15 protein-coding genes are annotated in these 16,332 nt (G+C 32.2%); all 15 read right to left on the reverse strand.

From position 1 onward, the window contains the following. Nucleotides 1–70 precede the first annotated feature (70 nt). Nucleotides 71–1,240 carry a metallophosphoesterase gene (locus tag VJJ03_RS05795; RefSeq protein WP_323974392.1) on the reverse strand — a complete coding sequence of 390 codons (1,170 nt, stop codon included), beginning with the start codon at nucleotides 1,238–1,240 and terminating at the stop codon, nucleotides 71–73. Between the two features lie 25 nt (nucleotides 1,241–1,265). After that, a complete protein-coding gene (locus VJJ03_RS05800; RefSeq protein ID WP_009745621.1) occupies nucleotides 1,266–1,811 on the reverse strand; it encodes a hypothetical protein in 546 nt (181 codons plus the stop codon). Nucleotides 1,812–1,818: 7 nt separating this feature from the next. Continuing rightward, nucleotides 1,819–2,976, reverse strand: coding sequence for a GDP-mannose 4,6-dehydratase (gene gmd / locus VJJ03_RS05805; protein ID WP_323974394.1), 1,158 nt, complete (start codon nucleotides 2,974–2,976; stop codon nucleotides 1,819–1,821). Between the two features lie 45 nt (nucleotides 2,977–3,021). Next, nucleotides 3,022–4,140, reverse strand: a complete 1,119-nt coding sequence (locus tag VJJ03_RS05810) for a glycosyltransferase (protein WP_323974396.1) — start codon at nucleotides 4,138–4,140, stop codon at nucleotides 3,022–3,024. Next, a complete protein-coding gene (locus VJJ03_RS05815) occupies nucleotides 4,137–5,171 on the reverse strand; it encodes a glycosyltransferase family 1 protein (protein ID WP_323974398.1) in 1,035 nt (344 codons plus the stop codon). Before VJJ03_RS05815 ends, VJJ03_RS05810 begins: the two co-directional genes overlap by 4 nt. Nucleotides 5,172–5,177: 6 nt before the next feature. Continuing rightward, entirely contained in the window at nucleotides 5,178–6,254 is a 1,077-nt protein-coding gene (locus VJJ03_RS05820) for an EpsG family protein (RefSeq protein ID WP_323974400.1), read from the reverse strand. Next, on the reverse strand, nucleotides 6,255–6,773 hold the full coding sequence (locus VJJ03_RS05825; RefSeq protein ID WP_323974402.1) for a serine O-acetyltransferase: 519 nt from the start codon (nucleotides 6,771–6,773) through the stop codon (nucleotides 6,255–6,257). Then, entirely contained in the window at nucleotides 6,770–7,615 is an 846-nt protein-coding gene (locus VJJ03_RS05830; RefSeq protein ID WP_323974404.1) for a glycosyltransferase family 2 protein, read from the reverse strand. The genes VJJ03_RS05825 and VJJ03_RS05830 overlap by 4 nt, the downstream gene beginning before the upstream one ends. Continuing rightward, nucleotides 7,612–8,343: a glycosyltransferase family 2 protein gene (locus VJJ03_RS05835; protein WP_323974406.1), complete on the reverse strand. Its 732-nt coding sequence runs from the start codon at nucleotides 8,341–8,343 to the stop codon at nucleotides 7,612–7,614. The genes VJJ03_RS05830 and VJJ03_RS05835 overlap by 4 nt, the downstream gene beginning before the upstream one ends. Then, nucleotides 8,336–9,601 carry an oligosaccharide flippase family protein gene (locus VJJ03_RS05840; RefSeq protein WP_323974408.1) on the reverse strand — a complete coding sequence of 422 codons (1,266 nt, stop codon included), beginning with the start codon at nucleotides 9,599–9,601 and terminating at the stop codon, nucleotides 8,336–8,338. The genes VJJ03_RS05835 and VJJ03_RS05840 overlap by 8 nt, the downstream gene beginning before the upstream one ends. Next, nucleotides 9,591–10,448, reverse strand: coding sequence for an NAD-dependent epimerase/dehydratase family protein (locus tag VJJ03_RS05845; protein WP_323974410.1), 858 nt, complete (start codon nucleotides 10,446–10,448; stop codon nucleotides 9,591–9,593). Before VJJ03_RS05845 ends, VJJ03_RS05840 begins: the two co-directional genes overlap by 11 nt. A gap of 3 nt (nucleotides 10,449–10,451) precedes the next feature. Beyond that, nucleotides 10,452–11,771: a UDP-glucose/GDP-mannose dehydrogenase family protein gene (locus tag VJJ03_RS05850; RefSeq protein ID WP_323974412.1), complete on the reverse strand. Its 1,320-nt coding sequence runs from the start codon at nucleotides 11,769–11,771 to the stop codon at nucleotides 10,452–10,454. 55 nt (nucleotides 11,772–11,826) lie between these two features. Beyond that, nucleotides 11,827–12,813: a 6-phosphofructokinase gene (gene pfkA / locus VJJ03_RS05855; RefSeq protein WP_323974415.1), complete on the reverse strand. Its 987-nt coding sequence runs from the start codon at nucleotides 12,811–12,813 to the stop codon at nucleotides 11,827–11,829. A 111-nt stretch (nucleotides 12,814–12,924) separates the two neighbouring features. Then, nucleotides 12,925–14,685 (reverse strand): ABC transporter ATP-binding protein, encoded by a 1,761-nt coding sequence (locus VJJ03_RS05860; RefSeq protein WP_323974416.1) that lies wholly within the window; start codon nucleotides 14,683–14,685, stop codon nucleotides 12,925–12,927. Between the two features lie 42 nt (nucleotides 14,686–14,727). Beyond that, entirely contained in the window at nucleotides 14,728–15,438 is a 711-nt protein-coding gene (locus VJJ03_RS05865; protein ID WP_323974417.1) for a DUF6261 family protein, read from the reverse strand. Nucleotides 15,439–16,332: the final 894 nt, after the last annotated feature.

Consider the following 16,332-nt stretch of genomic DNA (forward strand, 5'->3'; position numbering starts at 1 on the left):
ATCAATTTAGAATAACAAAGAAAGTATCCCAAATTGATTTTCATAGTTGTTAGTTCTAATTTATAAATGGTTAATCGTCATCAACTTCCTTAGCACGTTCTTTTATTGAAGATTTTTGTCCATTAATATCTACCATATATTCTTGTCCATTTTCGATAAGTAATCCTTGGGTAGTCCCTTGGGCATGAAGTACATCAAGATCAATCACTTGCTTATCCATGAGGTAAGTTACTGATTCATGAAGTGTGTGACCAATAACAAACTTTTTAGCTCCCATATTCTTAGCGATGGCAGCAAACTCATTTTTATCTATACTTTCCTTCCCGTAACCACGATACCACATTGGGCTTTTTCCACGCATATAAATAATAGCACGCATAGGATCAACTCCTGCTTTTTCCTCTACATTACTGAAATAATAGCCTCTGGCAAACTTATTAATTCCCTCTACTCCGAGGTTGAGATCACTCACTTCTTTTGAAATACCTGCATGAATAAAGATATAGTCTCCTATTTTTTCTAAGATATTTTTAGTAGCTAACCATCGTCCTAACTCTGTATTGGGCTTATATAAATTATAGTACTCTTCTCCCATGAGCTTGGCATCTTCAAGGTATTTCTTACGAGTATAACGAAAATCATTTTTCATATTCATAAGGTCATGATTTCCTAAAACGAAATGCACTTTACCCCCAACCTTTTCAGCTTGTTCTTCCAAGGAGTAGATAAGCCAGAGTGTCTGACTGACTAACAAACCGCGATCAAAGAAATCTCCTACAGTCACCAAGTGCCCCTTACCAAAAGTCCATTTGTAATTCTTATCCATTACTTTATTGTTTATAAGGAATTGTTTGAACTCATGGAAGCGTCCTTCTATATCGGAGATGGCAATGAGTTTTTCAGGCATAGGGTATACAGAGGGTTGATTCTGCAATAATTCTTGTACCTTAAAAGTAAAATGATCTTTATCATCTACATAACATTTAAGTTTTCTCCCGGCAATAGGGTTTTTGAAAGTCTCTACTTTAACATAGGCTTTATTGTCTTTTTCAAGAATTTGTTTTACGACTGCTTCCGTCTCCGTATAGAAGATGTAAGGTCCGTCATAACCTGCTTTTGAGGTGTCAGTTTTCAACCTTTTTTCAGAAAAATGCACTTTTGTTTGAGCATTTACAAATAAGTTGCTGCCTAAGGTAAGCACCCCTATAGCGACAGCATACATAAAATTAAATCTTCTCATAAGATTAATATGAATTTGTGTTTTATTATACTATATTGTTATATTTTTCTTCTATTTCCTCAATGTTGATAGGTTCTAAACTATTCAAGTCTGTTTTATAAAAGGAGTTGAGCTTAGAAAAGTAGGCATCAATAGTAACATTAAGTTGTTCGGTAACATTTTTCCAACGGGCTATAAACCAGTTGGTAAAGATAGACTGTTTCTCTTGTTGGTATTCAATAAGTAGGTCTTCAATTTCGTTTTCCTCTAGCTCTGTTTCGTACAATAGGTCTTCCAAATCCTCTTCCTCTATGACAAACTTATCCGAGGGAAAATGCTTTTCTATTCTTTGAGTAGGGAGAAATAGAATATCTGAAATCATTTTGCTCCCTTTCCCTAAAGCATAGAAGAAAATAGTTAGTTCTTTATGGTCGTATTCAAAGCAAAAAGCCACCACATCAGTCCCTTCTTTTCCTTTGAAATAAGGAATAGAAGTGCTTGTAAGTAGATTTTTCAAATCTTCCTCTAAGATAGGAGAGTATTTTTCCAAATCACTTATGAAGAGATATCTTAGCTTTTGTGTGAGTTGCATATCTTATTTATTCAAAATAATTCATAATTTTAAAACCTCCTTCTTTGAGATAAGCATCTCGCTTGAAGAGCTTGATATCAGAACGCATCATATCTTCCACTAATGTTTTGAGATCATACTGAGGTTTCCAACCTAAAACTGTTTGTGATTTGGTAGGATCGCCTATAAGCAAATCCACTTCGGTAGGGCGGAAATACTGAGGATCCACCAATACTACAGCTTCATTTTTGGCTATTTTCTCTTCTATATGAGGAAGGTATTTTTCGCCTACTTTTTCAGAGAATACAACTTTGTCTATCGCAGTGATATATCCTTTTTCCTCAGCACCTTCACCCTTGAACTCTATGGTAAGACCGATTTCCTTTCCAGCTAAGGTAATGAAATCACGGATAGCGGTAGTGATACCTGTAGCGATTACATAGTCAGAAGGTGTATCTTGTTGTAAGATAAGGTACATTGCCTTGATATAATCCTTGGCATGTCCCCAGTCACGCTGAGAGCTAAGATTCCCCATATAGAAACATTCCTGCATACCCAAAGCCAGACGGCTTAGGGCACGGGTTACCTTACGCGTTACGAAAGTTTCCCCACGGATAGGCGATTCATGGTTGAAGAGAATCCCATTGGAAGCGTGCATCTTATATGCTTCACGGTAATTCACCGTAATCCAATACGCATAGAGTTTAGCTACTGCATAAGGTGAACGTGGATAGAAAGGAGTCTTCTCACTCTGAGGCACTTCTTGTATCAATCCGTATAATTCAGAAGTAGAAGCCTGATAGATACGTGTTTTCTCTGTTAGTCCTAATAAGCGTACGGCTTCCAAGATACGTAAGGTACCCAATCCGTCTGCATTACCTACGTACTCAGGGGTTTGGAAACTCACATGTACGTGGCTCATAGCGGCTAAGTTGTAGATTTCATCAGGTTGCACCTCTTGGATAAGGCGTGTGATATTCATACTATCGGTAAGGTCGCCATAGTGCAAGATAAGATTGCGGTTTTCCAGATGTGGATCCTGATAGAGATGATCAATACGATCCGTGTTAAACAAGGACGAACGGCGCTTCATACCATGTACTTGATATCCTTTCTTAAGGAGATATTCCGCAAGATAGGCACCGTCTTGTCCCGTAATTCCTGTAATGAGTGCTCTTTTAGCCATTATGATTCGTTTGTGCAAAGGTACGAAAATAATATGAATTATAGATTAAGATTCTAATATTTCTAAATAGAGGTTTTTAAAGCTATTGACCATTTTATCTTTTGTAAATGCTTCTTCATATCTTTTTTTAGCACCTATTGATAACTGTTGGTATTTCTTTTCATCAGTGAGTAATTCCATAATAGCTTCTGCCAATCTGTTAGTATCTTTAGGAGGTACTATAATACCTGATATATTATTAAGATTGACCCAATCTACTCCTGATCCTTGAATACTTGTAGAAATAATAGGTTTTCCAAAAGCCATAGCTTCGATTTGAACTACTCCAAAAGCTTCTGATCGCTCTGTAGAAGGAAGACAAAAAATATCGCAAAGTCCATAATAAGCTCCTAAATTTTCAAAAGGAATTTTTCCCAAGAGTTTTACCTTATCTTGTAAATTATATTTAGAAATATGTTCTTGTAATTTTTCTTTTAATTCGCCAATACCTGCTATTAGAATAATAACATCATTTGGTAGAGATCTAGCAGCTTCTATTAAATATTCAAAACCTTTATAATAAACAAGTCTTCCTAAGCTAAAAATTATTTTATATCCTTTATATCTGTTTTTTAGGCTATTTAAAGTATTTTGATCTATGAATAATTCCTTACTATCAATACCGATAGGAATACAAACTATTTTATTTTTATATTTTTTTAAAGTATCGGAACCTTCTAAGTAAGTAGGAGTAGTAGTAACTATTTTATCAGCCTTCTTTAATAACCAGGTTTGTAAAGGACTATATAGTTTCAATAATTTTTTTTGTTTTATGATATCACTATGCCAATGTAAAATAATTTTAGCCTTAGGGCGTGTAAGAAAAACAGCTAAGTTAGCCATAGGATTAGGTAAATGAATATGAATAATATCATAATTATCTTGTATTTTCTTTAAAGTTGTTATAAGTCTATAACTTAAAGGTGTAGAAGCTATAACTTTTAAAGTATGAGCTCTATATATCTTATAAGGAATTTCTGAAAAAGTATCTCCTTTGACATGATTGGAGCACAATACATCAGTTTGAATATCTTTTGCATTCAAACCTTCTACAATATCATAATTAACTTTTTCAATTCCCCCAAAATAAGGAGGGTAGAATTTCCCTATATGTAAGATTTTCATACTATATTTTCTAAAATAATTTGTGTAGTTTTTCTGAAATCAAAATGACTAATTAAAAATTCTTTTTGTTCTATTTTTTTTGGAGATATAGATAATAGTTTTTCACCTAAATCTTTTGCATTTTCTCTTTTAAAAGAGTAACAATTTTGAAAATCTGAATAGAGTTCTTTAAAAACTTCTATATCAGATAATAAACAAGTAGTCCCTAAGTAAAGAGCTTCTAATGGAGGAAGTCCAAAACCTTCATAAATAGAAGGTTGAACTAAAACAGTTGCATTGCTTATATAATCATAGAGTTCTTCATCTGATATTTTGCCTGTAAAAATAATATCTTTATCTTTAAGAAAATCTTCATTAGAAAGTTTAGTTTTAAAACCTTCTTTTTCTCCTACTATTATTAATTGTTTATCAAATTCTTTTTCTCTTGCATATTTCCATCCTTTTACTAAAGTATCTAATCCTTTATGAGGTTTTATATTACCTACAAAGATAATAAATTCTTTAGAATTAGAAACTTTTTGTGGAAAATAATTTATAAGTTTGTTTTTGATAGCACAAGGTGCTACAATAATATCTTTTGCTTTTTTGAAATGGAATGAAATTCTTTTCTTAGAGAACTCTGAAACAGTAAAGATTTTTTTAGCTATATTGATTGCCCTTTTTAAATAATATTTTCTTATATAGTATCCTATTTTTGAAGTTAGTCCTTTAATATCCAAAAAAACAACATCATGAATAAAAGCATAAATAGGTACTTTTATTTCCATTGGTATATTAAAATTAGGAGTCAAAAATGCATCACAAGAATTAATTTTGGAACAAGGGAAACAAAATAATTCTTTCATTGAAAAAATAGGTATATTCACCTTTTGAATTTCTACATTGTTTGCTTTATATTTAGATAGTATATTGATATCTCCTAATAGCAAATAATCATTCTTCTGCTCATTTAATAGATGAGGAAGAATTCCTTGTAAATAAGTTCCAATGCCAGAACTATTATGCATTCTACAATCAATAGCTATTTTCATATTTTACTAGAACAATATAGATTTATAAGGAATCAATCCATTATTAGGAATTGATAGTGTTTTAATTATTTGAGAAAGAGCATATAAACACAAAAGGAATCCTATCAAAATTTTTATACCTTTTCCTTTAAAAGCATTAGGTAAACAAGCCAAAAAGAAACATTCATAGAAGCGATAATATAAAGAGAGTCTTGTTGCAATGATCTCAACTTCACTAAACAAAAGATAAGTACTAATATTTAGTAGAGCACACCATAAAAATATATTCTTAGTTTGATCAGGTAGTTTTACTTTATTAATGAAAAAATAAGTAGTAAAAAACAATAATAGGCGGACAAAGGTACTAAAAGAATATAAAATATTGGCATTAAAAGCTTCGTTTTGTTGATAAGATAATATACGTTCTATTAAACGTAAATCAACTCCCATAATAGCTCCTAATCCCCCTAATAAAAAAGTAGTTACCCCTAAATAGGCAAATAAAAAAACAATACTAAATATTGCCCAAAATAATATTTTAGTACATTTTTTCTTTATAACAAAAATAAGAGGTAAAAAAATAAGAGCAGAATAGTGAAATAATATAGCTCCTACTAAAGAAAGATAGAATTTTTTCTTTTTATTAATAGTCAAATAGTAATAACATAAAGCTATGAAACCTAGGGCAATCCCTTGACGAATACCATTCATTTCATATACTAAAAACCAAAAACTTGAATAAATGCAAATAGAAAGCAAGGGATATAAAGAAACTTTTTTAAAAGCATATAGTTTTAAGAATAATGATATAAAGAAAAACAAAAATAGAAAAAAGTGAAAATTACCTCCTATATATTTTATAAATTCAGCGAACCATTGAAACCCTATTTCTATATCATTAGGATCTTCAAAGATTTCTCCATAATGAAAAGTATCTATACCTATTTCTATATTCCTTAAACCTGCGATGTATAGAAGTGCAAAAATAATGGGGATATAACTGAATACATATATATAGGTTTTGACTTCTTTAGAGAGTTTCTCTGTAAAGAAGAAGCGAGCTGCAAAAGCTAAAAATGAATATATAGGCACTAAAAAGTACATTTATGATTTTATTTGTCGTTCTCTTATTAGTAATTTTGTATCTGTAGTAACAATACTATTTATAGGAATATCTTTTGTAACTACCACATTAGCTCCTATAATGCTATTTTTACCGATAGTAACACTTCCTAATATTTTTGCACCTGCGTAGATTGTACAATTTTCCTCAATGGTAGCAAATCCTATATCCTTATTCTCCCCCCCCCTTACACCTATAGTAACTTGATGAAAGAGAGTTACTTTACTTTTTATAATGACTCCTGAACCTATCACCAATCCTATTCCGTGAACAATAATGATCCCACCCTCTAGTTGAGCTCTATAATCGATATCAACTCCATATATAATTTGTATAATCCTTGTAAAAATAAGAGGTAATAATGGTATTCTATACTTGTATAGTAAATGAGATAGTCGATAAAATAATAAACAATGGATACCTCTATTACTTAATAAAGCCATTATATATGAATTACCACATCTTTCCTTTAAAAATCTAAGATCTTCTAAAAATTTCATTTATTAAAAATTTTTCTCTTTAAACTTTTTATAAATCTATAAATTGTAATAATACACTTTATAAAAAAATTGTTTCTGCTGAAAAACACATACTTATCATTCTGTTTTACGAAATTAGAAATAACTATTTCGTAGTGCTGCAATAAAAATTCTAAATCATTAGTATTAGTAGGTGTAAAATTTAATCCTATATCAATTCCTTTTATTTCTTTATTATTTTGTCCTTCTACTCCTATATGTTGTAAAAAGCTTTGTTTACTTACCATCACTGGAGTTCCTTTTTCTTGCAATTTATGAGACCAATACCAATCATAAGCAAATGATTTCCTTTCTTTAGGAATATTTTCTAATATGTTTTTAAGTATATTTTTATCTGTAAACAAAACACATATACCTCCTATTGAATGTTTTTCTTTAAAAATAACTTTATTAATCTCTAATGAATTTCCTTTTTCAACAAACGGGTGATTGCTTGAATTATACAAACTAAATACTGGATATTTTGTTTGTGTAGAAAGTATAGATTTTATGATCTCTATAAAATCTTTATGAAAAATAACATCAGAATCTACTTGTAATAAAATATCATAATTACTATTTATGTAATCCTGATGTATTTGATACATATTCCTATCAGCCCTCAAATTATTTTCTCTTACTACAATTTGTTTGGCAAAAGGGATCATTTTTTTTAAGTCTTCTTTTGTATATTCTGTACTACAATCATCAAAAATAAAAATATCTACATCTTCTATGTTTTTTACTTGCGTTAAAGAAACTATAGTTCTCTCTAAAACCTCTTTGCGATTGTAGGTAGCCATTGCTAACATTATCTTTTTCATAACCTAAAAAGCCTTTTTATTTTTTCTATTATTTTTACTTTTAGTATGGTGTAAATATAAAATTTATTATATTTTGTTCCTGCTATATGCCAAGATTCTACAAACATTTTAGTAATAGCATTAGAGGATAATCCTCCAAATAGAAATTTTGCAATAACAAAGTTTAAGTAATGAAAATGTTTGCCTTCTATATATAGCTGATGAAAAAAACTGTAATCAGCAGAAATCTTATAGGTTGTATTGAACAAATGTTGTTTTTGTAGTACAGTTTTTACAAAACTTCCTTGATGACAGAAGACCATTTGTTGTTCTATTTTTTTTAAAGGTAACGGTTTTTTTAACTTTGTTTTCTTTGGATATTCTATATTTACATTTCCATAGATTACATCGGTATCACTCCAATCATTATCCTTAAATACTTTTTCTAATACTTGCTGATTATAAAAAGTATCACCTGCATTCATAAAGTTGAGCCACACCCCTGTAGCTTTTAGTATTCCTTTATTCATAGCATCATAGATTCCTTTATCAGGTTCACTTATCCAGTAAGTGATTTTATCTTGATATTTCTTAATGATATCAAGGGTACCATCGGTACTACCTCCATCAATAATAATATATTCTATATTAGGGTAAGTTTGGTTGAGAACTGATAGAATGGTTTGTTCAATCGTTTTAACAGCATCGTAAGAAACTGTGATGATAGAAATAAGAGGTATATTATTCATTATAAAGTAATTTTTCTTTTTTTATTTTGTATCTTAAATATATGATTTCCATAATTCCAGAGAGGACAAGACATATTGGTAATACAAAAATACTATTGAAAAAATTTATTCCTAATAAAATAAAAATCATAATGCTAATGAAAGCTATAATTTGGTTGTCTAATACACTTCTATCAAATCCTTTTGGTATTAGAATTAAATATAGATAAACGCCTGTTTGTAGGAAAATGAAAATAGTGAAACTTAGTATAATAGACAAGGGGTAGGCTAATTCCATACTGTTACCTCCGAAAATTCTTATTGCAAATTTGCCAAGTAGAATGACACTTATAATCGCAAAAAGACCTAATAACCTTTCAAAATTCAGTATTTTTTTTAAATATTCTATATTAAAATTTTGTATTATTTTAGGAAATAAAGCTCCATTAATATTAGATAATAAAATCATAGGAATAGAAATTATTTTTTGAGCTAAATCAAAAATTGCTAAATCTCCCATACCGTATTTTATTCCTATGATAAGTTTTATAGTTTCTGTTTTACTCATATTTGCTATATTAGTATAAAAGAAATAGGAAGATTCTTTGACATAGTCATAAACATTTTTCCAATGAAATACTCGGATTATTAGATTTTCTATTTTAATTAAATAGAAAAATGCAACAAAGGATCCAAGGAGACTAGAAGAAATCATAATTATAGTAAAAAATAATAAATCTGAACTTTCTTTTACATATATAAAAATAAAAGGTAAAGATAAAATTTTAAAAAACAATTGAATGAAACTTACAACTCGCATTTTCTGAATTCCTTGAAAATACCAAGTAGGAAAGAAAATATTTACAAGAGTCATAAAAAAACATATAATATAAATATCAATATTCTTTTTAAAAGTAGGGAAAAGAAATAATAATATGCTAAAAACTAATACAGATATAATTTCTAAATAGATTTTTGTTGAGAAAATTTTAGAAACTATGACAGATTTGATAGCTGTGTTAGAAGGATTTTCAGAAATTTTTCTTACTCCATATAAATCAAATCCAAAACTAATAAAATAAATAAAATAATTTACAATAGTTGAAGCAAATACAAAAATTCCATAAGTATCTTTACCTAAACTTCTTATTATAAAAGGATAGATTAATAATCCAAAAAATGAATTTAGCACTAATAATAAAGTCATAAAAAAATAATTTTCAATTACTTTTTTATTATTTTTGATTGTTCTTAGCAATAAATTAATTCTATTCCTCATTATTTCTCAGTTCTTCAATAAACTCCTCAATATGCCTTGTTGCTTTCCAGCCCAGTGCTTCTGTTTTCTGAGTAACTACTTCTGCGGTCATACGGTTGCCCTTGCGTTCAGGGAGCATTTGTATTTTTCCTCCAAAGAGCTGAGCAATCTGTAATACGGTATAGGTTTCAGGACTTCCTATACCAAAACCATCACCTTCGCCTTTTTCTCCTACAATGAGTAATCCTGAAACAATATCCTCTATATGAGTGAAATTGCGCTGTTGAGTACCAGGACTTACCACTGTTAGGGATTCACCCTTTTTCATTTGTTCAGTAAAGAGAGCTATAAGGGTAGCATATTTACCAGTGCTGATTTCTCCTTTACCATACACATTATAGAAATAGACAATAGCATATTTGAGGCCATACCAATTCCCATAATTGATAATCAGATCTGTATTGGACGACTTGCTCCATGCATAAGGACTTTGGTCTTTACCTAAACCTCCATCACCAAACTTAGTACTACTGCCTGCATATACGAGTTTGCAATGGTGTTTGCGGCAGAATTCTAATACTTTTAGTGTTCCTATTTTGTTAAATAACAATACCTTGTCAATATCATCAAAACTCTGTTCTACTCGTGAGTATTCACCTAAGTGATAGACAAGGTCAGGGGTAAAGTCAATGAGTTCAAAAATATGTTCTGTACTTCCCTCTATATAGGTAACTCCTTCTACATGATTTTCTCGACTTCCTGTGAAATAGTTATCTAATGAATAAACATGATTTTCAGGATTTTTAGCTAAGGTTTCACAAAGATTGGAACCCACAAAGCCTGCACCTCCTGTTACTAATACTTTCATTGCTTACACTCCAATTTGTATATATTCAAACCCCATACTTGGCAAGTTGAAGGCATTGTATTGATTGCGTCCGTCAAAGATAACTTTATCCTTGAGGAGCTTACCTATTTCCTCAAAATCAGGGGATCGGAACTCCTTCCATTCGGTAAGCAGTAACAAAGCATCAGCTCCTTTTAGGGCTTCGTACTTACTCTCTACATACTCAATAACATAGTCTTTCAGATAGAAGGTCTTAGCTTCATGAGTAGCTTTTGGATCATAGGCTCTTATTTTTGCACCTTTTGCCATTAGTTTCTTGATGATATAGATAGCAGGGGCTTCCCGCATATCATCCGTTTCAGGTTTAAAGGCTAAGCCCCATACAGTAAAGGTTTTTCCAGAGAGATCTTCTCCATATTTTTTTATTACCTTTTCAGCAATAAGAAGCTTCTGTCGGTTATTGACATTGTCTACAGATTCTATAAGCTCAGCTTTGTAATCGACTTCTTCAGCTAATTTTTTAAGGGCTAACACATCCTTTGGAAAACAAGACCCTCCGTATCCACAACCAGGATAGATAAAACTGTAGCCAATACGAGTATCTGAACCTATTCCCAAGCGAACTTTATTGACATCTGCTCCTACGCGCTCACAGATATTAGCAATTTCGTTCATGAAGGATATTTTAGTGGCTAACATGGCATTTGCTGCATATTTGGTCATTTCAGCGGAACGAATATCCATGGTGATAAAACGTTCGTGTTGTAAGAAGAAAGAAGAGTAGAGTGCTTTCATTTTTTCAAAGGCATACGAACTCTCTGCTCCTATAATGATCCTATCAGGTTTCATAAAGTCTTGAATGGCTTTTCCTTCTTTGAGAAATTCTGGATTAGAAACTATGTCAAAGGCTATACTTACACCTCTTTTCTTTAGAACTAAGTCTATAACTTCTTTTATCTTATCAGCAGTACCTACGGGAACAGTGGATTTATTGACAATAATTAAATGTTGCTGCATAGCCTCTCCTATGGATTGGGCAACAGAGAGTACATATTGCAAATCTGCCGACCCATCTTCTCCCATAGGCGTCCCTACAGCAATAAAAACTACCTCTACTTGCCTAATAGCTTGTGCTATATCAGTAGTGAAAAAGAGGTTTTTATTGGCTATATTGTTCAGCACCATAGCCTCAAGGCCTGGTTCATAAATGGGAATAATCCCTTTCTTAAGGTTTTCTATTTTCTGAACATTTACATCTACGCAAGTAACTGTATTACTAACTTCTGCAAAGCAAGTACCTGATACTAAACCTACATAACCTGTGCCAATAACTGCTATTTTCATGGGACGAAATTACAAAAAATAATTTAACTAAAAAATTTATTTTGTTTTTTAATATTTATACACTCATAATCTCCGCAATACGGATAAGGTCAGGATCGAGCTTGCTATCTCCTCCTTTGATAGCCTTTTCCAAGGGGGTGAGGTCTATTTTATCATTATTGATCCCCACCATATAGTTTGATTTTCCTTCCAAGAGGGATTCTACTGCTTTTACTCCCATACGGCTTGCTAGTACACGGTCAAAACAAGAAGGTGCCCCTCCGCGCTGGATATGTCCCAGTACAGTTACACGGATATCATAGTCGGGATTTCGTTCCTCTACATATTTTTTAAGTTCAAATACATTTTTTCCTGTAGTATCTCCTTCAGCGACTACAATAATATTAGACATTTTTCCTTTGTTACGATTGATATCTATTTCATTAACCAATTCTTCTAAGGTATTATGTTGTTCAGGGATAAGAATTTTCTCTGCTCCTCCTCCAATACCTGAGTTTAGGGCAATGAAACCTGCATCACGTCCCATTACTTCAATGAAGAACATTCGGTTATGAGAACTTGCTGTATCACGAATTTTGTCAATGGCTTCCACTACAGTATTGAGTGCCGTATCATAGCCAAGTGTACAGGTAGTTCCATAAATGTCATTATCAATAGTACCGGGGATACCCATGACAGGAAAACCAAATTCTTGATTGAAGCGCAAAGCCCCTGTAAAGGAGCCATCTCCTCCAATAACTACAAGAGCATCTACTCCTGCTGCAATAAGATTTTCGTGAGCCTTTCTGCGTCCTTCAGAAGTTTGAAAATCCTTTGACCGCGCTGACTTAAGGAAAGTACCCCCACGATTGATGAGGTTACGTACACTACGGGCATCCAAAGGAGTAAAATCATTTTCAATCATTCCTTGATAACCTCGATATATACCTAATACTTCTACTTGGTGGTAAGCGCATGTACGTACTACGGAGCGTATAGCAGCATTCATTCCTGGTGCATCCCCTCCTGAGGTAAGAACAGCTATTTTTTTGATGTCTGTCATAATCTTTATTAATTAGTGTTTTTTGGAGGCAAAATTACGGAAAAAATCAATAGTACCTTCTAAAAAGAAAGTTTTTTCTATAATTTATTTTTATTCATATTTTTTAACGTACTATTCAGTAGCAAACTGCATGTCATACAGGTTCTTATAGTACCCGTTAGAGATTTTAAGGAGCTGTTCGTGAGTGCCTTCTTCTACAATGTTTCCTTTGTCTATTACAATAATTTTATCAGCTTTACGTACAGTGGAAAGGCGGTGGGCAATTACAATAGAAGTTCGTCCTTGAGTAATTTTCTCTGTGGCTTGCTGCAAGAGTTTTTCAGAATGTGAATCCACTGAAGCAGTTGCCTCATCTAAGATAAGGATTTTAGGCTTGTGTACATATGCGCGAAGGAAAGAAATTAATTGGCGCTGTCCAACAGATAGAACGGCACCTCGCTCTTTCACATCAAAGAGGTAGCCATTGGGGAGCTGTTCTATAAAATCATGGATACCAATCTCTCTGGCAGCTTCCTTTATTTGCTCTAAAGTAATATGCTCATCTCCCAAAGTAATATTATAGAAGATGCTATCTGCAAAAAGAAATACATCTTGAAGAACAACACCTATCTGTTTGCGATAGTTCTCTAAATTATAATCGTTGCAATCAATTCCATCAATGAGTATTTTTCCCGAATTAGCTTTGTAAAAACGAGAGAGAAGTTGTATAACTGTGGATTTACCTGCTCCAGTAGCCCCTACGATGGCAATAGTTTCTCCTTGAGTTGCTGAGAAGCTAATACCATGAAGTATTTCTTCATCTTTCTTATAACCAAAGGTAACCTTATCGAAACGAATGTTTCCTTCTATGTCTCGGCAAATACCCCTACTAAAATCTTCTATGTTTTCCTTGTCCTCTTCCATAATATCAAAAACACGTCCGGAAGCGACCATTCCCATTTGCAATACAGTAAATTTGTCCGCAATATGGCGTAATGGACGATAGAGTTCCTGTACTAATTGAACAAACATGAAAATCACCCCTAAACTCGCCATTTCATGCTTGACAACTTGTAAGCCTCCATACCAGATAACCAAAGCGATTGCTAAAGAGCTCAATACTTCAGCGATAGGGAAATAAATAGAGTTCTGGAGGATGTTGCGAAGCCACGCTTTTTTATGTTTTTCGTTGATCTCTTGGAAAGCCTTATATTCCTGCTCTTCACGATTGAATAGTTGTACTACCTTGATACCACTGATGCGCTCTTGCACAAAAGAATTTAAGTTGGCTACCTCCCTACGAATGTCTGTAAAGGCGGCTTTGCTTGCTTTTTGGAAGAGATGTGTAGCGTAAATGATAATGGGTAAAGTCAGGAAGGTAAGTAGTGATAATTTCCAATCGGTTAGTAGCATCAATGACATAATGAGAAGCATTTTGAGTATATCTGAGATAATCTCAAAGAGTCCTGCACTAAAAATCTCTCCAATACGCTCTAAATCATTTACAGCACGCGTAATAAGTACCCCAACTGAAGATTGGTTGTGGTATTTCATATTGAAGCGAAGCATGAGCGAAAATAACTTCTTTCGGATGTCATAAATGACCGCTTGACCTATCCATCCTGAATAGTAAGCAAAGGAAATCTGAGAGATGATTTCCGATAATAGAATTCCTATCAGGAGCAAACTAGCATATAATAAGCCGTCATAATCCTTGGGAACAATATAATTATTAATAATTTCTTTGGATATATAAGCTCTTAGAGAACTTGCTCCAGAGATAAATATTGCCAAAAATGACACCAAGCCAAACATCCATTTGTAAGGCTTGGTATGTTCAAAGAGTTTTTTCAATATATCTGTATCGTTGTTTTTAGTTTTTTGTTGGGACATTTTGTTTGTATGATTATCAAGGAAAGTTATTGAATACTTTGCTTATCTGCGAGCCAACATATCCGAATAGTATTTGCGGCTATTATTGAGTACTTCTAAGGTTTTGGTATAGAAAGGATCCTCTTTTACATTGGTAACAGCTAATATGTAATTGGCAGTATTTTGATAAATATCTGTAAGTTCTTTGCGAATTTCTTTTACGCTGAGAGTCTCTTTTTGTAGAGATTGTAGGGAACGCTTGTTGAAAATCTCATTGAAAGCTGTATTGGATTTCTCCAGTTCGTTTACAAAGCCAACTATATATAAGGTATCTACATCATCACTGTATTCATTGGAGCGTAATTGACTGATAAGTGTATGTAGGCGGCTGGTTCTGCCTTCATAACTATCTTGAACGACTCCTTTGTAGTTGTCAAAAACGAGCTTCAGTGCGTGGTAGGCTTTTTGTTGGTTTTCCGTTTTAGCATTTTTATAAGGTTTGATACTATCTTTGAGTGCTTGGAAATCAGCATTGCGTACCTTGTTCAGTTCGCTTATCTTTTTGGATTCTTCTTTAGCTCTTACCTGTTCGAGTGCCTTAGCATAAGTGTCGGATTTGCTTTTAAGAGATTCGAAAAGATTTTTGAGAACTTCATCGGTGTCCAAGGAAAGCCTAGAACCTTGAAAATCTTCAAAGAGGCGAGTGAGAAATTGCTTGAACTCTGCATTTTTTACACGGAAAAGGTCAAGCCTAACTAATGAATATTTTTTCATATCTTTTAAGGTAAGTAATTAAGTATTGTATTTATCCTATCAAAAATCATCCAGAGGGGACTATTTCGGAATTATTTTTTCTTTTTAATAAATATTTTTCTAATAATCAGAAATATAGCTATTAAGAATAACAAATGATGAAGAGGTTCCATCATTATTGGCGGAAATCCTTCTGAGATGTCAAACATACGATCGCTATAATCAGAAGGGGACATTCGAATATTCATGTATATTTCCCCGAAAAAGAAAATGTAGCTTATCGTACAGAGCGCCCAATTGATAAGGCAAAAGTATAAAAACTTATTCTTTTTGACAAACAAAAAAGTAATCAATAGGCTTACTAAGTAAAGCAACACAGTAGGAGATAATAAGTAAAAATGTTCACATATTCCCATAATTTGTGAATTATTTAAAATGAATTGTTTTTATTAGTGTGTATAGTTTTTTCTATTATTATTCTTCTATATACATAGAGTAGGGGAAGGGTACATATTATTCCTATCATTATGTTGGTGAGATTAAAAATGCAACTAAAAATAGAAATAACATATTCCTTAGAGCATTTATGAAAAATGATCATTTCCTTAAGTGAGGGTAAATTTGTTATTGAGATTCTCAATAGAATAAGTTCTGAAAGGATATATGAAATAAAAGTACCCAAAAGCCATTTCAGATAAAATATGACATAGAAACTAATTCCCTTCTTTTTATACTCTTTTGATAAAACTAAGGTAATAAGAAAAGTAAAACTTGCAAAAAAAGGAATATGCCAATTCCACCTCCAAGTGAAATTTTTCAGCTTGCCTTTTGGTAGAACAAATCTTTAGGTTTTTTAAAGTTTAATACTTTTCTTGGTCTATCATTAATCTTATATTGATATGTCTTTATATCTTG

Source organism: Capnocytophaga sp. G2, from assembly GCF_035282625.1.
In the GTDB taxonomy this organism is placed as follows: Bacteria; Bacteroidota; Bacteroidia; order Flavobacteriales; family Flavobacteriaceae; genus Capnocytophaga.